Source organism: Streptomyces corynorhini (assembly GCF_003346515.1).
In the GTDB taxonomy this organism is placed as follows: Bacteria; Actinomycetota; Actinomycetes; order Streptomycetales; family Streptomycetaceae; genus Streptomyces; species Streptomyces corynorhini.
Genome location: NZ_QQNA01000283.1, coordinates 1 through 23,303, shown reverse-complemented (window position 1 = coordinate 23,303; position 23,303 = coordinate 1). Strand labels below are relative to the sequence as shown.

15 protein-coding genes and 1 riboswitch are annotated in these 23,303 nt (G+C 72.4%); of the genes, 13 read left to right on the top strand and 2 right to left on the bottom strand.

Features of this window, described 5'->3' with window-relative positions; translation table 11 throughout:
* Positions 1 to 173 precede the first annotated feature (173 nt).
* The 4 genes from DVH02_RS29055 (at position 174) to pglZ (ending at position 8,026) form a co-directional block, all read left to right on the top strand.
* Positions 174 to 443, top strand: coding sequence for a type II toxin-antitoxin system Phd/YefM family antitoxin (locus DVH02_RS29055; RefSeq protein ID WP_199566454.1), 270 nt, complete (start codon positions 174 to 176; stop codon positions 441 to 443).
* 94 nt (positions 444 to 537) lie between these two features.
* Complete coding sequence (locus tag DVH02_RS29050) at positions 538 to 954, top strand: type II toxin-antitoxin system VapC family toxin (protein ID WP_233518522.1); 417 nt, start codon at positions 538 to 540, stop codon at positions 952 to 954.
* Positions 955 to 1,077: 123 nt separating this feature from the next.
* Positions 1,078 to 5,040 (top strand): BREX-2 system ATPase PglY, encoded by a 3,963-nt coding sequence (gene pglY, locus DVH02_RS29045; protein ID WP_114626835.1) that lies wholly within the window; start codon positions 1,078 to 1,080, stop codon positions 5,038 to 5,040.
* Between the two features lie 19 nt (positions 5,041 to 5,059).
* A complete protein-coding gene (gene pglZ / locus DVH02_RS29040; RefSeq protein WP_114626830.1) occupies positions 5,060 to 8,026 on the top strand; it encodes a BREX-2 system phosphatase PglZ in 2,967 nt (988 codons plus the stop codon).
* A gap of 72 nt (positions 8,027 to 8,098) precedes the next feature.
* On the opposite strand, the gene DVH02_RS29035 is transcribed toward pglZ, so the two are convergent.
* Both DVH02_RS29035 and DVH02_RS29030 read right to left on the bottom strand, forming a co-directional pair.
* Positions 8,099 to 9,136: a CBS domain-containing protein gene (locus tag DVH02_RS29035; protein WP_114626829.1), complete on the bottom strand. Its 1,038-nt coding sequence runs from the start codon at positions 9,134 to 9,136 to the stop codon at positions 8,099 to 8,101.
* Positions 9,137 to 9,144: 8 nt separating this feature from the next.
* Positions 9,145 to 10,953, bottom strand: coding sequence for a DUF262 domain-containing protein (locus DVH02_RS29030; RefSeq protein ID WP_233518520.1), 1,809 nt, complete (start codon positions 10,951 to 10,953; stop codon positions 9,145 to 9,147).
* A gap of 147 nt (positions 10,954 to 11,100) precedes the next feature.
* Between DVH02_RS29030 and brxD the strand changes: the two genes are divergently transcribed.
* The 9 genes from brxD to DVH02_RS28985 all read left to right on the top strand — a co-directional run.
* Positions 11,101 to 12,441: a BREX system ATP-binding protein BrxD gene (brxD, locus tag DVH02_RS29025; RefSeq protein ID WP_114626827.1), complete on the top strand. Its 1,341-nt coding sequence runs from the start codon at positions 11,101 to 11,103 to the stop codon at positions 12,439 to 12,441.
* Positions 12,438 to 14,597 (top strand): DEAD/DEAH box helicase, encoded by a 2,160-nt coding sequence (locus DVH02_RS29020; protein ID WP_114626826.1) that lies wholly within the window; start codon positions 12,438 to 12,440, stop codon positions 14,595 to 14,597. Before brxD ends, DVH02_RS29020 begins: the two co-directional genes overlap by 4 nt.
* Before the next feature lie 22 nt (positions 14,598 to 14,619).
* Positions 14,620 to 14,803: riboswitch (cobalamin riboswitch) on the top strand.
* A gap of 66 nt (positions 14,804 to 14,869) precedes the next feature.
* Positions 14,870 to 15,946 (top strand): ABC transporter substrate-binding protein, encoded by a 1,077-nt coding sequence (locus tag DVH02_RS29015; protein ID WP_114626825.1) that lies wholly within the window; start codon positions 14,870 to 14,872, stop codon positions 15,944 to 15,946.
* 140 nt (positions 15,947 to 16,086) lie between these two features.
* A complete protein-coding gene (locus tag DVH02_RS29010; protein ID WP_114626834.1) occupies positions 16,087 to 17,130 on the top strand; it encodes a FecCD family ABC transporter permease in 1,044 nt (347 codons plus the stop codon).
* A complete protein-coding gene (locus tag DVH02_RS29005; RefSeq protein ID WP_199566453.1) occupies positions 17,127 to 17,933 on the top strand; it encodes an ABC transporter ATP-binding protein in 807 nt (268 codons plus the stop codon). Before DVH02_RS29010 ends, DVH02_RS29005 begins: the two co-directional genes overlap by 4 nt.
* A 124-nt stretch (positions 17,934 to 18,057) precedes the next feature.
* On the top strand, positions 18,058 to 18,600 hold the full coding sequence (locus tag DVH02_RS29000) for a GNAT family N-acetyltransferase (RefSeq protein WP_114626824.1): 543 nt from the start codon (positions 18,058 to 18,060) through the stop codon (positions 18,598 to 18,600).
* 89 nt (positions 18,601 to 18,689) lie between these two features.
* Positions 18,690 to 20,201 carry an ABC transporter substrate-binding protein gene (locus tag DVH02_RS28995; protein ID WP_114626823.1) on the top strand — a complete coding sequence of 504 codons (1,512 nt, stop codon included), beginning with the start codon at positions 18,690 to 18,692 and terminating at the stop codon, positions 20,199 to 20,201.
* A 4-nt stretch (positions 20,202 to 20,205) separates the two neighbouring features.
* Positions 20,206 to 22,089 (top strand): ABC transporter permease subunit, encoded by a 1,884-nt coding sequence (locus DVH02_RS28990; RefSeq protein WP_114626822.1) that lies wholly within the window; start codon positions 20,206 to 20,208, stop codon positions 22,087 to 22,089.
* A partial coding sequence (locus DVH02_RS28985) for an MDR family MFS transporter (RefSeq protein ID WP_114626821.1) occupies positions 22,086 to 23,303 on the top strand: 1,218 nt, incomplete at its 3' end. The genes DVH02_RS28990 and DVH02_RS28985, both read left to right, overlap by 4 nt.

Here is a 23,303-nt window from a genome sequence, read left to right as displayed (position 1 = left end):
GGAACAGAAGGCGCAAGTGTCCGGCGCCGGTCGCTGGACTGGACGCCCAGTGCCCAGTGCCCAGTGCCCAGTGCCCGGGGCCGGGCCGGGGGGCGCCGGCGCGGGCGGTCTGTTGGGCGTACCGAGTGCCACTCGGTAGCACGCCATGGCACCGGTGTCGTACGATGCCTGGCATGACCGCACAGCCAGAGATCACCCAGCGCGATCTCCGCAACAGGTCCCGGGAGATCATGGACGCCGTCCAGGGTGGGCAGTCGTTCACGGTCACCCGCGACGGGCATGAGATCGGGGAGCTGATTCCGCTGCGGCGCCGCAGGCGGTTCGTGCCCAGGGGAGAGTTCGTGACGATGTCCCGGACCGCCTCCGGGTTCTCCGTGGACGCCTTGCGCGCGGATCAGCGCGACACCGCCGAGCAGGAGACGGACGATCCGTATGCCCGCTGAACGCCGTCCGGCAGCCACAGCAGCAGCCGCAGCCGCAGCAGCCCCAGCAGCCGCAGCCGTCGCGTACCCGCAGGGGCTCCTCGACACCAACATCATGATCCTGCGCAGGTGGGTGGAGCCGGCGGAGCTGCCCGAGGAGATGGCGATCAGTGCCGTCACTCTGGCCGAGCTGTCCGCAGGACCCCATGAGGTGCGCAGGAACGAGGAGCAGACTGACTACGACGAGCACGCCGAGCGGGCCAGGCGGCTCGATGTGCTCCAGCGTGCCGAGAGTGAGTTCGATCCCATTCCGTTCGGTGCTGAGGCGGCCCGTATCTACGGCAGGATCTGTGCCGCCGTGATCGCCTCCGGCCGCAAGCCCCGGCGTCGCGTCGCGGACTTGATGATCGCGGCGATCGCGGTCGCGGAGGATCTGCCGCTGTTCACCACCAACCCGGACGATTTCAAAGGACTGGACGGAGTCCTTACGGTAGTGCCCGTGACACGGCCGAAAGTGCTTCACGATCGATGAACCGGGTCCTGCACCCCAGATGAACCCGCGCTCGGTGACGCGGGCTGCCCGAATGAGCGAAGTCGCCCGTATCAGCGAAGAAGACGACCGACGACGGAACGGAAGACCCAGCAGACCATGGCCATGGCTCCGAACACGCAGACGGCCCCCCTCCTCCGCGACGTCATCGACATCAAGACGTCCATCTCGACCTCCGACTTCGTTCTCAAGCTCGCGGAGGCGGTCACCGAGGAGGGCGCGGCCCGCGCGTTGCGGGACTATGTGGTCACCGACCGGCTGCTGGAAAACTTCGACGAGGCGCTCGGCCTGATCAAGGCGGCGCTGGACGGGCACACGTCGAAGGCCGCGTATCTGCACGGATCGTTCGGTTCCGGTAAGTCGCACTTCATGGCGGTGCTGCACGCGCTGCTGCGCGGCGACCCGACCGCCCGGTCGCGGGGCGACTTCGACCCGGTGCTGGGCAAGCACGAGTGGCTCGGGGCGGAGCGCAAGAGGTTCCTGCTCGTGCCGTACCACATGCTCGGCGCGAAGTCGCTGGAGCAGCGGGTCCTCGGCGGGTACGTCAGCCATGTCAAGGCGCTGCACGCGAAGGCGTCGACTCCGCAGGTGTACCGGACCGACGCCCTGTTCGAGGACATCCGCTCGCACCGGCGGCGGATGGGGGACGAGGCGTTCATCGCGGGGCTCGCGGAGGCGGCGCCCACCACGGAATCAGAGGCCGGCGGGGACAGCGTGGACGCCGTGGACGCTCCTGCCGCCGAGGACGATCTCGACTGGGGCGAACCGTTCGCCTGGACCTCCGCACTGCTGGAGACCGCGCTCGCCGCCGAGGAGCTGGACGGCGGCGAGGTCAGGCTGAACACCGTCGACCCGTCCACCCCCGCCGAGCTGCGCGCCAGGCTGGTGCACGACGCGAGCGTGACGTGGTTTCCCGGGTTCGCCAAGAACGCGGCCGAGGACGAGCACGGCTTCATCTCGCTGGACGCCGGGCTGCGGGTGATCGCCGAGCACGCGAAATCGCTCGGATACGACGGGCTGATCCTCTTCATGGACGAGCTGATCCTGTGGCTCGCCAACCGCGTGCACGATCAGAAGTTCGTCTCCCGCGAGGCCGACAAGATCACCAACTTTGTCGAGGGCGCGGACTCCCGGCGGGCCATCCCGGTCGTGTCGTTCATCGCGCGCCAGCGGGACCTGCGCGAACTGGTCGGTGAGGAGACGTCCGGGGCGGCCGAGGCGGCGATCCAGGACAGTCTGCGCCTCGCCTCGGGCCGCTTCGACACGATCACGCTGGAGGACCGCAACCTGCCGCAGATCGCCCACGCGCGGCTGCTCAGGCCGAAGAACGCGGAGGCGGCGGCCAAGCTGGACGCGGCCTTCGCCCGGGTCAAGCGGGTCGGGCCGCAGGTGTGGGACGTGCTGCTGGGGTCGGACGAGACGACGACGGGGGCGGACGAGGCGTCGTTCCGGCTCACGTACCCCTTCTCGCCGTCCTTCATGGACACCCTGGTCCATATCTCCTCCGCCCTGCAGCGGTCCCGTACCGGCCTGAAGCTGATGGGCCAGCTGCTCGCCGATCACCGGGACGATGCGACGCTGGAGAATCTGATCCCGCTCGGCGATCTGTATCCGGTGATCGCGGACGGTGGCGACAAGCCCTTCGTGGACAGCCTCAAGGTGGAGTTCCTCGTCGCGGACAAGTTGTACCGACAGAAGCTGCGGCCCCACCTCCTCGCGACGTACGAGGTCGCCGAGGAGGACATCGAGCGCTACCGGCATCGCCGCGACACCCTCACCGACCCGAAGCTCCTCGGCCGGTGCAAGGGATTCACCGGCGACAACCGGCTGCTGTGCACCCTGCTGCTCTCCGCCCTCGCGCCGAGCGTGCCCGCGCTGCGGGATCTGACCATCCGGCGGCTCGGCGCGCTCAACCACGGGTCGGTCGTCTCGCCGATCCCGGGCGCCGAGGTCGGTGTCATCAAGGCGAAGGTCGACGACTGGGCCTCGCGCTTCGCCGAGATCAAGGTGACCGGTACGGACGCCAACCCGGGGGTGCGGCTCGAACTGGCCGGGGTGGACGTGGACTCCGTCCTCGCCAACGCCAACGTCAACGACAACCACTCCAACCGCCGGGCCCTCGCCAAGCGGCTGCTCGCCGACGAGCTGGGCCTGGACCTGCACGACCGGCTGGGCGCCGACGAGCTGAACCTCGTCTGGCGCGGCTCGAACCGTACGGTGGAGATCCTCTTCGGTAACGTCGGCGACCCTGACGCACTGCCCGACCACGAGTTCCCGCCGAGTCACGAAGGACTCTGGCGGCTCATCGTCGACTTCCCCTACCAGGAGGGCGAGCGGGGGGCTGTCGAGGCGGCCAACCGGATGCGGGGCCTGCGAGACCTGCCCGGCGTACCGCCCAGGACCGTGGCCTGGATCCCCACCCGGCTCTCGGCCGCCCGGTTCACGGACTTCCGCCGGCTGGTCGTCATCGACTACGCGCTGTCCGACCAGCGGCGCTTCGACACCGTGTACGCGCAGCACCTCAACGCCGACAACCGGGCCCGCGCCCGGGTACTGCTCGAAGGCCAGCGGGAGTCCCTGCTCAAGACGGTCAAGGGGGCGTTCCGGCAGGCGTACGGCTGCGCGGACAAGACACCCGGCGAAGTCGACGTGTCCTTCAACGACCATGTCGACGCGCTGCCCGAGGTGACCGAGCTGCGGGTGTCCATCGGGCAGAGCCTGCACGACGGGGCCCGGCACATCGCGAAGAAGCTGCTCGCCCACCAGTTCCCGGCCCACCCGGACCTCGACCCCGACGGCACGAACACGGCCGTCCGGGCCGGCGACGCGCGGACCGTGTTCGCACACATCCGGGCGGCGGCGGAGTCCGGCGACCGGCAGGCCGAGATTCCGGCCAAGGACCGGACGGCGATGCGGCGCGTCGCGTCGCCGCTCGGGCTCGGCCGGCAGAAGGAGGCGTACTTCCGGCTGTCGGGCCGCTGGGTGGACCATTTCAACCTCCAGGCGCGCACCGGGGCCGGCCCCGGTGACCTGAGCGTCGTCCAGCTCACCCAGTGGATCGACCAGCCGGAGCCGATGGGCCTGGAGACCTTCCTCGCCAACCTGGTCATCGCCTCGTACGCCGAGATGGACGACCGGGTGTGGGTGCGTGCGGGCTCACTGCTCGACCCCGCTCCCGAGCCGTCGGCGATCAAGCCGCAGGACGCGCTGCGTTCCCAGCCGCTGCCGGAGGAGCCCGCCTGGGAAGAGGCGGGCAAGCGCTTCTGGGAGATCTTCGGCGAGCAGCCGCCGAGGCTGCGCCGGGGCAGGATGGTCGGCCAGTTCGCCCGGCTGATCACGGGCCGGGCCAGGGCCTTCAAGCCGCACGCGGACAGCCTCGTACACGAGCTGGAGAAGAACTCCGTCCTCCTCGGCCTCGACGGAACCGACGAATCGGGCAGGCTGGCGCTCGCCCGGCGCTCCCGCGACCTGCTCGACGAGCTGGTCGGCCTCGACCGGGGCGCGGCGGGCGGCTCCGCGGCGGCCAAGCAGGTCATCACCGCCTTCGCCGCCTTCGACCTCGGTGAGGCGTCCGCGGGCCGCTACGGGTCCTCGATCAAGCAGGCGCAACCGGTGGCCGGTGCGCTGGCCACCGCGACCTGGGACATGCTCAAGCTCGCGCCCAACTACGGTCCCCAGGGCGAGGCCGTGCTGGAGGCGCTGCGCGGTGCCGCGCGGGTCGACCAGCGGACCTCCCGGCTGGAGGACGCGCTCAAGGAGGCACGGCGGTCGATCGTCGCCGTCATCGAACGCAGCCAGGCCGCGGCCCGGCCGCCGCAGCCTCCCGTAGCGGCGCCCGTGCCCGAGCCCGCGCCCCTCACCACGCCCGGTGAGGTCAGCCTCAGCGACGACAGCGCCGAGCCGCCCGTACCCACCACCCACCCGATGCCCGGCCGCGCCGCGCGCCGTTCCGGTGGCGGCCGGGCCAAGGTGTCCCAGGCGGTGGCGCAGCTCCGCGCGGAGCTGGACGCGCTGACGGCGGCCGAACCCGACGCGACGATCGAGATCAGCTGGCGGGTCGTGGAATGAGCGGAACGAGGCATACGCGGTGAGTACGGCGACCACGACGGGCACGGCCGGGAGCGCGGGACCGGCGACCGCCACGAGCGCGGTGCGGCTCAAGGCCGCGACCGTCACCCAGTACCTGGCCTCGCAGGCGGGCCTGACCGGGGGCAGGCGCCGGGTCGTGCTGCTGCGCGCCGCGCCCACCTGGGACGGCCCGGCCGAACTGACCTGGGGCGAGCAGCGGCGGGCCGCCGTCGCCGTGGCGCCCTCGACGCTGGCGGTGTACGAGCTGACGCTGGCGCACCAGGCGGGTGCCGGGGGACCTGAGGTCCTTGTCGTACTCACCGACCGCGAGGAGGCCGAACTGGGCCCCGACCTGCTGACCAAGGTGTACAAGCAGCGGGTCAGCGCGGTGAACACCTGGGACGTGGTCCGGGACGCCTTCGGGGCGATCGGCACCGACCGCCGGCTGAACGGCGAGAACTGGGCCGCCGAGGCGCTGCTGGACGCCGCGCCCGGTCGCTGGCCGCAGCTCGCCGGCGGCATACTGACCCGGCGCCACGCGCTGAGCGCGCTGACCCTGCGTCGGCTGGGCATTGGCCGGTACGACCCGGACCGCGACCTGGAAACGCCGGGTGGGGTCGCGACGTCCGCCGCGGCGGTGGGGGAGGACGCGCCGCTCGACGTGCACGCTCTGCTCCGCTGGTCCGTGGCGCCCGGCGGGCCCGCCCGCTATCTGGCCCTGCGGGAGGCCGAGCGCGACGGTCTCGACCGGTTCCTCGGCGAGACCGAGCAGGCCGGCCCTGCCGGAAGGGCGCTGCTCGCCCTGGTGAGTGCCGAGCACGGCTCCGACGCCGTCGCCTTCGGCCTGGTCTGCGCGGCGCTGTGGCAGCGCACCGACGCGACGGGCGACGCGGAGGATCACCGGGCCAGAGGCCGGGCCGAGCGCTGGTTCGGTGACGAGCCGCCCGCACCGGGAAAGGCGCTGGACAACCTCGTGGCGTCCTTCGGCCGGGCCTGCGAGGAGTTCGTCTCCGGGCTGCTGAACACGGGCCGGGCCGACCTGGACGAGGCATCGGCGACCGCCCGTCGGCTCAGCGGCGCGGCACTCGACCGTGCCGCCTCCCTGGCGCGGCAGTTCGGCGCGGAGCGCGCCGTACGGGAGAGCCCGGTGCTGACGGAGGGGCTGGAAGCCCGGTTCGAGGCCGCCGGTCACGCGCTGCTGGCCGCCGACCCGGAGGCGACCGCGCGGGCGGTGAAGTTCCTGGGCAAGCACTGGCTCGCACCGGAGCCCGACGTCCGTCCCCGGATCGAACGGGCCAGGATGGCGCAGCGGCTCGGCCAGTGGCTGGCGACCCGTCCCGCCGCCGAGTGCGCGCACGTCGCGGACGGTATCCACCGGCAGGTGGCCGACACCGGCTGGGTGGACCTGGCGCTGGAGCACATCGAGGCGGGCGGTGACCCCGGCCCGGTACTGCGGTCGGCCTACGACACCGTGTGCGCGGCGGTGCGCGCGTCCCGCCGCGAGATCGACCGGCACTTCGCCCGGACGCTGGCCACCTGGACGGCGGGCGGCGGCGGCCCCGGGGCGATGCTGACCGTGGAGAGCTTCCTCCCCGACATCGTCGCCCCGGTGGTGAAGGCCGGAGAACGGCGCGTGCTGCTGCTCGTCCTCGACGGGATGAGCGCCGCGATCGCCGCGGAACTCGGCGAGGAACTGCGCGAGCACTGGGTCGAGTACGACCCGCTGCCCCGGGCGAAGGACGCGCCCCGGCGCCGGGCGATGGCGGCGGCGCTCCCGACGGTGACAGCGGTGTCGCGCACCTCGCTGTTCGCCGCGAAGCTGCGGACGGGCACGCAGGCCGACGAGAAGAAGGTGTTTCCCGCGCACCGCTTCTGGGGCGGCCAGGAGGTGGCCGTCTTCCACAAGGACGACCTGCGCGGCGAGAGCGCCGGCGCGCCCTTCGGCCCCGGACTGCTCGAAGCGCTGACCGGAGACCGTACGCATGTCGCTGTGGTGCTCAACACCATCGACGACCGGCTTGCCAAGGAACAGAAGCTCGGGGACGGTACCTGGCGGCTGTCCCACATAGGGCAGTTGCGGGAGCTGCTGCGGTACGCGGCGACGCAAGGCCGCGCCGTGATCGTCACCAGTGACCACGGCCATGTCGTCGACCGGTACGGGGTACGGGTCGAGGCCGACGCGGCGGGTGTGCTGTCGGCGCGGCACCGGACGCCGGGGGGACCTGCGGAGGGTCCGCTCGCCGGGACGGAGATCGCGCTGTCGGGCCCTCGTGTCGTGGCCCCCGAGCCGGGGGGCCGGATCGTCGCACTCTGGGACGCCGACTCGCGGTACACCTCCCAGAAGGCGGGCTACCACGGTGGCGTGTCCCCGGCCGAGTTCACCATTCCCGTACTCGCGTTCCTCCCGTTCGGTGTGGAGAAACCGCCGAGCGGCTGGCGCGAGCTGGGTGGCCAGCAGCCCTCCTGGTGGGCGCTCACACCCCGGACCGCCGAGCAGCCGTACGCACGGACCCCGGCCGCCGCGGCCGTACCCGTGCCCGCGCCGAAGAAGCCCTCCAAGCGGGCGAAGGACGAGGCCGCGGCACTGGCCAGGCAGCACCACGATTCGCTCTTCGACGTGGCGCTCGTTCCTTCGGAGCGGGAAGACGCGCTGCTCTCCGTCGAGCCGGTCTCGCCGGACGACACACTGGTCACCGGTCTGCTGGCCTCCGAGGTCTTCGCCGCGCAGGTGCAACTGCTCGCCCGTAAACCGGACTTGGGCCGGGTGGAGAGGGCGGTCCGGGCCCTGCTGGACGCAGGGGGCACCCTGCCGGTCACGGCGCTGGCCCAGCGCATCGGCCTGCAGGCAGGCAGGGCCGACGGCTTCGCGGCCGTACTGCGGCAACTGCTGAACCACGACAGTGTGCAGGTGCTGGAGACGCTGCCGGACGGCAGGACTCTGCGGCTGAACACGGGACTGCTGCGGGATCAGTTCGAGCTGAGGTGACGGCTGCGGTGGTGACGGCTGCGGTGGTGGCGGCTGCGGGCCCACCGGCGGGTCTCGCCACCACCGCGCGCGTCAGGTGAGCTGGCGGAGCAGCCCGACGAACTGCCGCAGATCGTCGCTCAGACTCGGCGACAGCGGCTCGGGGTCGAAATGCGCGATCTTGTTGCGGATCTGCTGCACCCTGCCGAGCTGCTGCACGAACTGGCTCCGGCTCACCCACGACCAGCCCAGGCACCGCCAGTTCTCATCGGCCCGGGTGCGGAGCGCCTGATGGTTCTGGTCGCCGTTGAGCAGCTTGACGTAGCCCCCGAACATCATGTCCGTGATCAGACCGGATTTCTTTCCCTGGCCGGTCCGCTGCACGGCCAGGATGGCATCCGAGCCGATCTTCGCGCCCAGGCATTTGCGGAGCCGGAACTCGATCTCTCCCACGACGAAGAAGGGCCACGCCGTCGCGGCGAACCGCTCGGTGATGTCGGCGGTGGTCACAATCCCGGTGAAGCGTCCGTCGTTCCCCCGGATCAGCAGATAGCCGTACTCGCTGATCAGCGGCAGAAGGGAGAAGAAGTCCTGGTGGGCCTCGGCGACCGGCGGATCGTCCACCATCGCGTTCAGCAGGACCTTGTCGACGGAAGTGCCGTACATCTGTGTCGCCGACTGCCAGGTGACGACGCCACGCAGCGTGTAGTGGTCGTCCAGTACGGGAAGCTGCGAGTAGTTCATGGCCTGCATGAGATGGATGGCGTCCGCCAGCAGATGGCGCGACGTGACGGACGCGATGCCCTGCGTGGCAGCCGGTATGTCGCCGATTCTGACGGCGTGCTGCGGCAGCGCGACCACGGACAGTCCGTCGTCGGCCTCCTCCTCGTCTCCGTTCCCGGGCTCCGGTGCGGGGACGGATTCCTGGGCCACGATGTGCACATCGGCGGTTCTGCCGCAGTTGGCGAAGTGCGGAACGGTCGAGAGCCCGACATTCTCCAGCGCCTGGGCGATCAGCAGGCTGGACGGGTCGTCGCGCACGCGGGTGTTGAAGAACGTCAGGAATTCGGTGACCGGGATCTTCCGGCCCTTGAGCGCGAGAATCTCCTCGTCGGGCGGCAGCGTCGTCATGACCGCACTCACCAGCCCGCCGTGTCACGGAAGACAGTGCGCTTGCCCATGGCGGACATCACCAGTTCCAAGAGCTGTTTCGCGCGGTTCTCGTAGAACTGCTCGAAGTCGGCGGTGTGGAGTGTGGCCGGGTCGATGAGATGAGTGGCGACGACATCGTCGAACCACTCGGCGCGCATGCCCGACTCCAGGACGAGCGACTTGAGATACACCGCGGGGGATCCCGTCATCCCCCGGCCGGCCCGGAAGGACAGCGGCGTCTTGTTGACGATCGAATTCGCGCGGGCGGAGTAGGCGTAGTAGTTCTTGGCGACCCACGCCTTGGAGAAGACCTGCCGGACCTCCACATTGTGCTCGACGAGCCGGCCCGCGTTGAGCGGCGCGTCGGAGTAGTACCAGTCGACCGCGCCCTGTTTCACGAGGAGCGCGTAAATCCCCTTGTACGCGGCGCTGTTGCGGGTCGTCAGACTGTTCAGCCGGTCATCGAGGAACGCCGCCTCGCTGACCGTGTCGGGAACGACCCCCTCCACGCCCCGGATCCAGCCGATCAGCTGTTCCACATCACGGGTGAACCGGCTCTCCGTCGAGCCGCCGTACATCTCGCCCAGTACACCGCACCAATACCACTGAGTGATCCGCTCGTCGCTGCCCGGACGGTCGGTCTCCTCGCCGAGGACGGCGCGTACCGCGGCCAGCGGCACCAGCTGGGTGCGGTACGGCAGGTCGGCGGAGCGGATGATGCACTGACGCTCCAGGAAGGCGCCCACCCACTGGAACGCCTCGGCCAGCCGCGGTGCCAGCCGGCGGAATTCGGCGAGCGGCAGATTCAGCAGATCCCGGCGTTTGCAGGAGACCGAGGCGCGGGGATTGGCCTGCTTGCGCTCCCAGGTGTGCACCAGGGCGACCGCCTGCAGGAAGTCGCTGCTGCTCAGACCGTCCTCGAGATCCGCCTCGGGCCGGCCGAAGACAGGATGGTTCTGGGTCAGGCCCTTCTTGATCCCCTCCCACTGGACGGGGAGCCGGTAGTAGTCGCCGTGCTCGGCGAAATGAGGCTGATTGCCCGCGTAGGTGGCCGTGAGCAGCTCGAAGACGTTCAGCGGCACGCCGCCCGTGTTGACCCGCTCGAACACGGCGCAGACGGCATCGAGGGTGGTGGACGCCGCGAGCTTGATCATCGGAACTTGGAACGCGTTCATGTGATTGAGCACGCGCTCGACGAACTGGCCCCACACCCCCCAGTTCGCGGGGTCGGCGGACACGAATTTCTGCTGCCACGCGTTGACCCGCTGCGTATCGAACACCAGGTGCAGGGGGAAGTAACCGGCCGCGCACTCTCCGTCGGTCGTGCTCAGGTCGAAGACGACTTTCCGGGCGAAGTCCGATTTGAGGATGCGGTCCTCGGGCACGGACACCACGGCGTCGTCGCGATCGGCCGGCTCCCCGATCGCCTTGGCGATATCGATGTAGTACCAGCGGCGCAGATCCTTGCCGCGGGCGTCGACCGTCTCGACCGGCAGGTCCCGGTGCAGCGCCTGGAACAGCGAGGTCAGCCGCTGCTGTCCGTCCAGGAGCAGCAGATCGGGCACGGTGCCGTCCGCGTCCTCCGCGCCCTTGAGCGTACGGGCCTTGAAGGGGGAGGTGCCGCCGGTTTGAAGCGCCATCACGACGCCCAGCGGATAGTCGAGCGTGACCGTGGCGACGAGCGCCCTGATCCGTTCGTCGTCCCACTTCCAGTTGCGCTGGAAGTCCGGAAGCTGCAGTACCCCGGACGCGACATCCTTGAGGACATCGCTGAGCTTGAGACTGTCGAGCGCCACGCTGCGTTTCCCCCGCTTTGAACCGCTGAGAATGTGAACCGCCGAGAGGCCGGACGGTGTAACGGACGATTGCATCAAGTGACCGTCCGTACGTCAACCTTCCGGCAGAGTGACCGGGTGCCCGGTACGTAATGCGAGACTGACGCCGTGAGTACCGACAGCCCCGACCGCACCGGCCCGGTCAGCGCCGCCCGGCGGCGTGACGTGATCGACGCCCTTCGGCGAGGCGCTGTCCCCGAGAGCGGGCTCGACCTCCTCGCGACCGGCCTGGACCGGTTCGAGGCGGCGCTCGACGCGGAACTCGACGCGGTCGCCTCGGGTGCCTCCGTTTTCAAAGCCGTACGCGGCGAGTACGGATCCGGCAAGACGTTCTTCACCCGGTGGCTCGGCGAGCGTGCCAAGCGACGTAACTTCGCCGTCGCCGAGATCCAGATCTCCGAGACCGAGACGCCACTGCACAAGCTGGAGACCGTCTACCGCCGGCTCACCGAGCGGCTGGCCACGCCCGGGTTTCCGCCGAGCGCGCTGCGCCCGGTCGCGGACGCCTGGTTCTATGCCCTGGAGGAGGACGCGCTCACGGCGGGGGCTTCCGAAGAGGATCTGGCAGACGCGGTCGAAGTACTGATGACGGCCCGGCTCACCGAAGTCTCCCGGCACGCCCCGTCGTTCGCGACCGCGCTGCGCGGATACCGTACGGCGCTGGCCGCCGGCGACGAGGCCACCGCCTCGGCCGTCATGGCATGGCTCGGAGGACAGCCGCATGTGGCAGCCGCGGCACGCAGGGCCGCCGGTGTCCGGGGCGACCTCGACCACTTCGGGGCTCTCGGCTTCCTGCAGGGGCTGCTCACGGTGTTGCGGGACTCGGGACACGCGGGGCTCTTTGTCGTGCTCGACGAGGTGGAGACGCTCCAGCGGGTTCGGTCCGACGCCCGCGACAAGGCGTTGAACGCGTTGCGGCAGCTCATCGACGAAGTGCACTCCGGGCGGTTCCCCGGTCTGTATCTGCTGATCACCGGGACACCCGCGTTCTACGACGGCAGGCAGGGCGTCCAGCGGCTGGCGCCCCTGGCCCAGCGGCTCGCCACCGACTTCACCACCGACCCGCGCTTCGACAATCCGCGGGCCGTGCAACTGCGGCTTCCCGGCTTCACCCTGGATTCACTGGTGGGCCTCGGCCGCACCATCCGGGACCTCTACGCGTCGGGATCGCCCGACCCCGAACGGGTCAGGAAGGTCGCGGACGACGCCTACGTCGCCGAGCTGGCCAAGGCGGTCGGCGGAGCGCTCGGCGGGAAGGTCGGTGTGGCGCCCCGGCTCTTCCTCAAGAAGCTCGTCAGCGACGTGCTGGACCGTATCGACCAGTTCGAGGACTTCGACCCGCGTCAGCACTACGCCCTGACCGTGCACACGGCGGAGTTGAGCGAGGTGGAACGGAACGCGGCGGCGGAGCCCGGGAACGCCGACGACGTCGAGCTGGACCTTCCGTGACGGCGGAGCCCGGTACACCTGAGGGGCCAGGTGGTCTCGATCCGCTGGACCGGCTGCATCCCGGGCTGGTCCACCACATCGTCAACACCCTGGGCTGGCCCGGACTCCGGCCGCTCCAGGAGGAGGCCGTCGCGCCCCTCATGGACGGCTCGGACGCCCTGCTGCTCGCTCCCACCGCCGGGGGCAAGACCGAGGCGGCGTCCTTTCCGCTGCTGTCCCGGATGGACGCCGAGCGGTGGACCGGGACCTCGGTGCTCTACGTGTGCCCGCTGAAGGCGCTGCTCAACAACCTGCTGCCGAGGCTGGAGACGTACACCTCGTGGCTGGGGCGGTCGGCCGCGCTCTGGCACGGGGACGTTCCCCAGTCCCGCCGCAAGCGCGTCCTGCGCGAGCGCCCGGATGTGCTGCTGACCACTCCGGAGTCGCTGGAGGCGATGCTGGTCAGCGCCAATGTCGACCATCGCGCCTTCTTCTCGGGGCTGCGGGCGATCGTCGTCGACGAGGTGCACGCCTTCGCCGGGGACGACCGGGGATGGCACCTGCTGGCCGTGCTGGAACGGCTGGAGCGAGTGGTCGGCCGGCCTGTGCAGCGCGTCGGGCTCTCCGCGACGGTGGGGAACCCGGCGGAGCTGCTGAGCTGGCTGCAGGGGGCGGGCGCGGGGAAGCGCGGGGCGCGGGTGGTCGCGCCACATCTGCGGGAAGCGGCGCCTGAGTTGCCGCCGCCCGGGGACATCCAGCTCGACTATGTGGGGTCGCTCGCCAACGCGGCGACGGTGATCGCCGCCCTGCACCGGGGCGAGAAGCGCCTGGTGTTCTGCGAGTCCCGAAGGCAGGTCGAGAAGCTCGGCGAGGCGTTGCGCGCGAAGGGGGTCACCACCTTCCTGTCGCACGCCTCGCTGTCCGTGGACGAGCGGAGTCGGGCCGAGGAAGCGTTCGCCGAGGCCCGGGACTGTGTGATCGTCTCCACGAGCACACTCGAACTCGGCATCGACGTCGGTGACCTGGACCGGGTCATCCAGATCGACGCGCCCGCGACCGTGGCCTCCTTCCTGCAACGGCTGGGACGTACGGGCCGGCGCAGCGGTTCGCCGCGCAACTGTCTGTTCCTGGCACTCGACGAGCCCGGTCTGCTCTCGGCGGCGGCTCTCCTCCTGCTCTGGTCCCGGGGATGGGTGGAACCGGTCGTCGCACCGCCGGAGCCCCGGCACATCGTGGCCCAGCAGGTTCTCGCACTCTGCCTCCAGGAACACCGCGTCGGTGACCGGCTCTGGCAGGACTGGTGGGGCGGACTCGGTCCCTTCGGGCCGGCCGCCGAGCCGATCGTGCGCCATCTCATCGGGGAGGGGTACGTGGACCGGGACGGCGGGATGATGTTCATCGGCCCCGAGGCCGAACGGCGCTTCGGATTCCGGCACTTCATGGACCTCACGGCAGTGTTCACCGCTGCCCCCGAGTTCACGGTCCTGTCCGGTCGGACCGAGATCGGTACGACGGATCCGGCGTTGCTCACGGAGGAAGTCGCAGGCCCGCGAAGGCTGTTGCTTGCCGGTCGCAGCTGGCAGGTCACCTACATCGACTGGTCGCGGCGGCGTTGCTTCGTGGAGCCGGTGGAGGGCGGTGGCCGGGCCCGCTGGGGCGGGGCGGGCTTCGCCCGCATCGCCTCGTACGAGCTGACGCGGGCCGCGCGTGAGGTCCTGCTCGGCGCGACGCCTCCGGTCGTCCTCACCCGGCGGGCCGAGGGTGCCCTGGCGCGGGCGCGTGACGAAGGCGCCGAGCTGGTACACGCGCACGGCACGGTGATCGTGCGGGGCGGGCAGGGTACGAGCGTGCGCTGGTGGACCTGGGCCGGGCACCGGGCCAACGCCACGCTCGCCGCCACCCTCGGCCCGGCCGCCGATCCCCTGCAGCGTCCTGCCGACGCGTACGTCCGGTTGCGCGAGGACATCACGCCGAGGGAATGGCGGAACGCGGTCGCCGAGGGTGCCCAGCGGTTGTCTCTGCCCTCCGTGAATCCGCGCGCCGTAGCCGGGCTCAAGTTCGGCGCGACACTGCCGCCGCGACTGGCCGAGGCGACCATGGCCGCCCGGCTCGCCGACCTCGACGGCGCGGCTGCCGCTCTCGGTGAGCCGTTCCAGTACAGGGTGCGGGGCATGTGACGGGAAGGGTCGTTTTGCCCTGTGATAGCTTGCCGAGGCCAGTCGAACCCATGTACGTGGGTCAGGGAATCCGGTGGGAATCCGGAGCTGACGCGCAGCGGTGAGGGTGACGGGCGTGGCATCGGCCACTGGACGGGGACCGTCCGGGAAGGCGCCGCGTCCGGGGGATCCCGAGTCCGAAGACCTGCTGGCCACCCCCGCCCTTTCCGGCGGCGGGGGAGCACCGTACGAACGGGCTCCGCGCATGGGCCCTCGAACGCAGAGGAACCACCGTGCCGATCGCGCGCCCGATCCGTCCCACCGCCCTGAGCGCCCTGCTCCTCGCCGGAGCCCTGTCCCTGACGGCCTGTGGGGGAGGCGGTACGGCACGGGACGCGAAGACCGCGCAGGGCGGGGCGGCCGGGGGCGGGGCCGCCGGGTATCCCCGTACCGTCGAGAACTGCGGCGAGAAGGTGCGGATCGCCGCGGCGCCGCGGCGGGCCGTCTCGCTCAACCAGGGCACGACGGAGATCATGCTCTCCCTCGGCCTCCAGGACCGCATGGCCGGGACCGCCACCTGGACCGACCCGCTGATGAAGGGGCTGGCGAAGGCCAACGCCGAGGTCCCCAGGATCGCGGAGAACAACCCCTCCTTCGAGAAGGTCCTCGACACCGAGCCCGACTTCGTCGCCTCCTCCTTCCTCTCCACCCTGGGCAAGGGCGGCGTGGCCACCCGGGAGCAGTTCGAGAAGCTCGGCGTGCCCACGTACATCTCGCCCGCCGACTGCACCAAGAACGACAAGACCGTCGGCACGGACGGCGCCCGCTCCACCCCGCTGGCCATGGAGACCGTCTACGAGGAGGTACGGGACCTCGCCGGGGTCTTCGGCGTCGAGGAGCGCGGCGAGAAGGTCGTCGCCGGTCTGGAGGCCCGGATGGCGAAGGCGACGGAGGGGCTGGACGCGGCCAGGACCAAGAAGGTCTCGCTGCTCTACTGGTTCGCCAACTCCGACTCCCCGTACATGGGCGGCTGCTGCGGCGCCCCCGGCATCATCACCAACGCCGTCGGCGCGAAGAACGTCTTCGACGACACCCACGACGAATGGCCCCAGATCAACTGGGAGACGGTGGCCGACCGCGACCCCGACTTCCTGGTGATCGGCGACCTCACGCGCAAATCGCAGACCGCCGAGACCGCCGCCAAGAAGATCGAGTTCCTGGAGACCAATCCGGTCACCAAGGAGATGGACGCGGTCAAGCACCAGCGGTACGTGCTGCTCAGCGGGCAGGCGATGAACCCGACCATCCGCACGGTCGAAGGCGTCGAGAAGGTCGCCGCCGCCCTGCGCACGTACGTGCCCGCGAAGTGACCGCCCAGCGGGAGCGGGAGCGGGAGCGGGAGCGGAAGCTCGGGCGGGAGGTACGGGAGGCGGATGGGGAGACCGGCGGCCCCGCGGCCGTGACCGGTGCGCCGGAACGAGAGCCGCGCGGTCCGCGCGGTCCGCGCGTTCTGTGGGGTCTGCGCGTTCTGTGGGGGCCCGGGTCCCCGCGCGTCCTGCTCCTGTGTGTCGGCGGCCTCGCCGCGCTGGTGGCCTCCGTCGCCGTCGCGATCACCATCGGCCCGGCGCAGATCCGCGTCGGCGACGTCTGGTCGGTCGTCGCCGCGCACCTCGGCTGGGGCGAGTCGCGGCTCAGCCCCATCCGCGACGGCATCGTGTGGAACCTGCGGTTGCCGCGCACGCTCCTCGCCGCCGTGTGCGGCGCCGGGCTCGCGGTGTGCGGGGCGATCATGCAGGCGCTGCTGCGCAATCCGCTCGCCGACCCGTTCGTCCTCGGCGTCTCCTCGGGCGCCTCCACCGGCGCCGTGCTGGTCGTCGTCCTCGGGGTGGGCGGCGGCGCCCTGTCGCTGTCCGGCGGCGCGTTCCTGGGCGCGCTCTGCTCGTTCGCGCTGGTGCTGCTGCTCAGCCATACGCTCGGCGGCACCACGGACCGGGTGGTGCTCTCCGGGGTCGCGGCGATGCAGCTGTTCTCCGCGCTCACCTCCTTCATCGTCATGACGTCCGCCGACGCGGAGACCACGCGCGGCGTGCTGTTCTGGCTGCTGGGCTCGCTCGGCGGCGCGGGCTGGAGCGATGTGTGGATCTGCGGCGCCGTGCTCGTGCTCGCGCTGCTGGTGTGCGGCGGGTACGCCAGGACCCTCGACGCGTTCGCCTTCGGCCAGGACGCGGCGGCCACGCTCGGCGTCTCCGTGGGCCGTACGCGGCTGGTGCTGCTCTGCGTCACGGCCCTGCTGACGGCGGCGCTGGTCAGCTCGGCGGGGGCGATCGGCTTCGTCGGTCTCGTCCTGCCGCACGCGGCCCGCGCGCTGGTCGGCCCCGGCCACGGCAGGCTGCTGCCGGTGACGGCCCTGGCCGGAGCCGTGTTCCTGGTGTGGGTCGACACCCTGGCCCGTACCGTGCTCGACCCGCAGGAGGTACCGGTGGGTGTGGTGACGTCCCTGATCGGCGTACCGGCGTTCGTGCTGGTGCTCTACCGCGCCAGGAGGACCGCGTGAGCGGCACGGAGACCTCGGTGGGGCTGCGCGCCGAGCGGGTCTCCCGCAGCGCCGGGGGCCGGCTCGTCCTGGACGGTGTCGGTCTCGCGCCCGAGCCCGGTTCCACGCTGGGGCTGCTCGGGCCGAACGGCTCGGGCAAGTCGACCCTGCTGCGGCTGCTCGCCGGAGTCCTCGCCCCGGCCTCCGGCGTGGTCACCCTCGACGGCCGCCCGCTGCCCGAACTCGGCCGCAGGGCGATCGCCCGCCAGGTCGCCGTCGTCGAGCAGCAGGCCGGTACCCAGGTCGAGCTGACCGTGCGCGAGGTCGTACGCCTCGGCCGCGTACCGCACCGCCGCGCCTGGGCGGCGGCGTCGGTGGGCGACGACGAGGCGGTACGTACGGCCCTGGAGCGCACCGGGCTGACCGACCGGGCCGGCCAGTCCTGGCACACGCTGTCCGGCGGGGAGCGCCAGCGGGTGCAGATCGCCCGCGCGCTCGCCCAGGAGCCCCGGGAACTGCTGCTGGACGAGCCGACCAACCACCTCGACATCCAGCATCAGCTGGACCTGTTGAACCTCGTCGCCGCGCTGCCCGTCACCACCGTCATCGCCCTGCACGACCTGAACCTCGCGGCGATGTACTGCGACCAGGTCGTCGTGCTCCAGCACGGCCGCGTCGTGGCCGGCGGCCCGCCCCGGGAGAAGCTCACCGAGGAGCTGATCGCGGCCGTCTACGGCGTGCGCGCCACCGTCACCCCGGACGGCCCCGACGGTCGGCCGCACGTCCGCTTCCTCGGCACGGTCCGGGAGGCGCCCGCGCGCTGACAGCCCCTCCGCCGAGGGGCCCGCGTGCCGGGGGGCCCGCGTGCCGGGGGGCCTGCGTGCCGGGGGGCCTGCGTGCTGAGGGGCCGTACCGGCGCCCCCGAGGCTTAATGCGTATGATGTGCAAGTGCCTAGCTACCGCATTCGAACGGCGACCCCCGATCACCTCGACGCCGCGCGCGCCGTCATGCTCGACACCGTCTACCGCGACTTCGGTACCGGGTACGTGCCGCGCTGGCACGCCGACATCATCGATCTCGCGGGCGCGTACCTGGCCTCTCCCCGGCACACCCTGCTGGTGGCGCTCGACGAGAGCGACCCCGTAAGTCCCGTCGCCGCCGTCGCCGCGCTCGACTCCCGCGGCCCGGTCCATCCCCCCAACCCGCCCTGGATGGCCGAGCGTTACCCGAACGGCGAGACGGCGCAGCTGCGCCGCGTCTACACCCGCCCCGGCCACCGCCGTCGGGGTCTGGCCCGGTCGCTGGTGCGCGAGCTGGTGGACTTCGCGGCGGCGGACGGCGGCTACCGCTCCGTGTATCTGCACACCGACCCGGCGGTGCCCGGCGCCGAGGCGTTCTGGCGCTCGATGGGCAAGGCCGTGTGTGATGAGCGCGCCGAGATGGCGGACGGCGGGCAGGGGATCGTGCACTTCGAGGTACCGCTCAGCTGATGAAAACGGTTGTCATGTAATCTCTCGTTCGTTCGCCCCGTGGCCGGTGTGTCACCAACAGACCCCGCAGAGAACAGAGAACGAGGATCATGCGTTCCGTCCGACCCCGCCGGTGGGCCGCCTGCCTGCTGCTCACCCCGCTGCTCACCGGTACGCTCTCCGGCTGCTTCGCCCCGGCCGACTCCTCGGACCCGAAAGCGGACTCCACCGGAGGCAAGCGGCTGCGGATCGCGCTGGCCTTCCCGCCCTCCGAGTCCTTCTCCCCGTACGGAGCCGACGCGACGCTCCTCAGCCGCCTCGGGGTCACCGAAGGGCTGACGAAGCTCGACGGGAACGGCGCCCCGGCCCCCGCGCTCGCCGAGTCCTGGACCCAGGAGGACGCCCGCACCTGGCAGTTCACCCTGCGCGACGCGCGCTTCCAGGACGGGACGCCGCTCACCGGGGCCGCCGCCGCCACCGCCCTGACCCGCGCGGCGCAGGCGAGCCCCGCGCCCGCCGCGCTCTCCGGGGTCTCCCTCACCGCCGAGGCGTCCGGCGAGCGCCGGGTGCGGGTCACGACCGCGACGCCCGACCCCGCACTGCCGCTGCGCCTCGCGGGACCCAGCCTCGCCGTGCTCTCCCCGAAGGCTTACGGGAAGCAGGGCGCCGCCGACCCCGTCGGCCACGCCACCGGACCCTTCACCCTCACCAAGGTCGACGGCTCCACCTCCGCCGCCCTCGACCGCTTCGACGACTACTGGGGCGGCCGGGCCCAGGCGCCCGGTATCGACGCCAGGTTCATCGCCGACGGCACCGCCCGCGCCAACGCGCTGCGCACCGGAGAGGAGGACGTCGCCGAGGCCCTCCCGTTCGCCCAGGCGGCCTCCCTCGCCAAGGGCACCGGCCGCGAAGTCCCCACCGCCCGCACCACCAGCCTCTACCTCAACACCGCCTCCGGTCCCTTCGCCGACCCGGAGCTGCGGGCCGCCGCCCGCGCGGCGATCGACACCTCCGTCCTCGCCGAGAACGTCTACGAGGGATACGCCGACCCCGGCCAGGGCATCTTCGGACCCGCCCTGACCTGGGCGGCGGGCAAACGCCAACAGCCCACCGGCCGCGCCTCCGCCGCGCAGCCGCACGGCGCCACCGTCCGGCTCGCCACCTACGACAACCGGCCCGAGCTGCCCGAGGTCGCGCAGGTCCTCCAGCAGCAGCTGGAGAAGGCCGGCTTCAAGGTGACGCTGACCGTACGGGAGTCCTCCCGCGTCGAGGGCGACGCGCTGGCCGGGAAGTTCGACGCGTTCATCGGCGCGCGCAACACCATGCTCGACACCGGCGACCCCGTCTCGGTCCTCGCCAGCGACTACACCTGCGACGGCACGTACAACATGGCGCGGCTCTGCGACAAGAACGTCGACAAGGCCGTCGCCGCCGCCGACGCCCTCGCCGACCAGGACAAGCGGCGGGACGCCGCGATGGCCGCCGAGGCCAGGATCCTGGGCACGGACGCCGTCGTACCGCTCGTGCACCAGCGCAACATCCTCGGCGTCTCCACCACCGTGAGCGGTGTCCTCCTCGACCCCTACGAGCGCACCGTCGTCGCCACCGGCACCCGGCGCTGAGCACATGTCGCCCACGCCCCGGTCCCTTATATCCCGGCCGGGCCCCACCGCCCTGTGGCGTGCCGTACTCGCGGCCGGGGTGCTGTGCGCCATCGGCCTGCTGCCCTGGCTCGCGCGCACCGACCCCGCGCTCACCGTCCTCAAGGCGCGCTCCGCCGACCGCGACCCCACCCCCGAGGCGCTGGCGGCGGTACGGGACCGACTCGGCCTCGACGCCGGGCCGCTGCGGCTGCTCGGACGGTGGCTCGGCGACCTCGCGCACGGCGACGCCGGCCACTCCTGGATCTCCGGGAGCGCCGTACTGCCCTCCGTCGTCCAGGCACTCGGCGTATCGCTGCTGCTGATGGCCGTGGCGCTGACGGCGGCGCTCGGGACGGCCGCGCTGGTGTGCGCCCGCACCCTGTGGCGCGGCGCGGCCGGGCGCCCGACCGGATCCCGCACGGGCGGCGTGGCCGCGACGCTCGCCTCGCTGCCCGAGTTCCTGACGGCGTCCGTGCTGGCCACCGTGGTCGGCGTCCAGCTCGGCTGGCTCCCCGCGCTCGGCTGGTACGGGCCCCAGTGGCTCGTCCTGCCCGCGCTCGCGCTCGGCGTCCCCGCCGGAGCGCTCCTCGGCCGGCTGCTCGGCGACGCCCTGCCCGGCGCCTTCGCCGAACCGTGGGCGCTGGCCGCGAGCGCGCGCGGCCTGCCGGGGCGGCGCATCGCCCGCCAGGCGCTGCGCCGCTCCTTCCCCGGACTGCTGCCGAACCTCGGGCTGTTCGTCGTCGGCCTCACCGGCGGCTCGGTCGCCGTGGAACAGATCTTCGACATCCCCGGGCTCGGCCGGCTCACCCTCCAGGCCGCGATCGCCCAGGACCTGCCGGTGCTCCAGGCGGGCACGCTGGCCCTCCTGCTGCTCGCCGCCGTCGCGGGCGGCGCCGCCCGGGGCACCGCCCGGCTGCTGCTGGGCCCCGTGCTGCGCGACGGCGCGCTCGCCTCGCCGCACCGGCCGGGCCCGCCTGCCCGCTCCCCGCTGCCCTTCGCGTACGGGGCGGTGCTGCTCGGTGTCGTCGTCGCGGGGCTGCCCCGCGATCCGCTGGCGCTGGACACCGCCGCCCGGCTGCGCCCACCGTCCTGGGCGCACCCCTTCGGCACGGACGCGCTCGGCCGCGACCTGCTGGCGCGCGTCGGGCACGGCGCGCTCACCACGCTCGCGCTGGCGCTCGCCGTGAGCGCCGCCGCGCTGCTGACCGGGGTGGTGCTGGGGCTGGTGCCGAGGGTGTCGGGCGCGGCCGTCGACACGGTGAACGCCGTACCGCCCGTCCTCGCCGGACTGCTCGTCGCCGGGGTCGCGGGCAGCGGCCCGTACACCCCCGCGCTGGCGGTCGCCGCCGTCGCGTGGGCGCCGCTGGCCGCGCACGCCGGAGCGCTGCTGACCCAGGAGCGTGCCACCGCCCATCTCGCGGCCACCCGCGCGCTCGGCGCGGGCCCGCTGTATCTGCTGCGCCACGAACTGCTGCCCGCCGTCCTGCCGCCCGTCACCCGGCACGCGCTGCTGCGGCTGCCCGGCGTGGCGCTCGCGCTGGCCTCGCTCGGCTTCCTGGGCCTGGGCGCGCAGCCCCCGTCGCCCGAGTGGGGGCTGCTGCTGGCCGAGAACCTGCCCTACGCCGAACGCGCGCCCTGGGCGGTGCTGGCACCGGCCGCCGTACTGGCGCTGCTGGGGGCGCTGGCGGTGTCGGCGGCGGGCGGCGTACGGCTCCCGGGCCGGCGCCCCCGGCGAGGGCGGCCGGCCCGGCGGAGGTCGCGACAGCAGCCGCGGCACCCGTCGCGGCACCCGTCGCGACAGCCGTCACGACAGCCGGAACCGGCCGCCCCCGCCCACGGGACGGCGGCGCCGGGGAGCGCCCGGTGACCGAGCCCCCGGCGACGGCCGACGGGCCCGCCCGGAGCGGGCGCGCGCCACGGCCGAGGTGGTGGGGCCGCTCCGGGCTCTGGAGCGAACTCTCCCCGCTGCTGCGGCTGCTGATCCTCACTCAGTTCGCCTTCAACGTCGGCTTCTTCGCCGTACTGCCGTTCCTTGCCGACCACCTCGGCGCGGGCATCGGCCTGGCCGGCTGGCTGGTCGGCCTGGTCCTGGGGCTGCGCACGTTCAGCCAGCAGGGACTCTTCGTGGTCGGCGGCGCGCTGACCGACCGGTACGGCGTACGGCCCGTGGTGCTGACCGGCTGCGCGCTGCGGATCTGCGGGTTCCTCTGGCTCGGGTACGCGGACCGTACGGGGCCGGTCATCGGCGCTGTCCTGCTGATCGGCTTCGCGGCGGCGCTGTTCTCGCCCGCCGTCGAGTCCGAGGTCACCCGCCAGGCGATGGCCCACGCCGAGGCGGGCGGCGGACCGCGCACCGGCGTCCTCGCGCTGTTCACCGCCGCAGGACAGGCGGGCGCGTTCGTGGGGCCGCTGCTGGGGGCGGCGCTGCTGGCGGTGGACTTCCGTACGGTCTGCCTCGCCGGGGCGGGCGTCTTCGTCCTCGTCCTGGCCGGGCACGCCCGGCTGCTGCCCCAGCACATCCCCGGCCAACCCCGGGTGAGCGGGCGCGGCGGCGTGCGGAGCCTGCTCGCCAACCGGCCCTTCCTCGCGCTGTGCGCGGTGTACGGAACGTATCTGCTGGCGTACAACCAGCTCTACCTGGCCCTCCCGGCGGAGGTGGAGCGCGCCGCCGGTTCCCAGGCGCCGCTGGCCTGGCTGTTCGCGCTCTCCTCGCTGCTGGTCGTCGCCACCCAGCTGCCGGTCACCCGCTGGGCCGCCGACCGCCTCGGCCTGCGCGGCTCCATGGCGGCGGGGCTGCTGCTCCTGTCGGCGGGCTTCGCGCTCGTGGCCGCCACGCTCCCGGCGGGCCGCACGGGCGTGCCCGGCCTGCTCCCCGCCGCCGGTTTCGTGGCCCTGCTCACCGTCGGCCAGATGCTCATCGCCCCGGCCGCCCGCGCCTGGCTCCCCGACCTGGCAGCCCCCGGCCGCCTCGGCCTCTACACGGGCGCGCTCTCCTCCGTGTCCGGCGCCGTCGTCCTCGCCGGGAGCGCGGCCACGGGCTCGCTGCCGGACGCGGGGCTGCCGGACGCGGAGGAGAGCGCG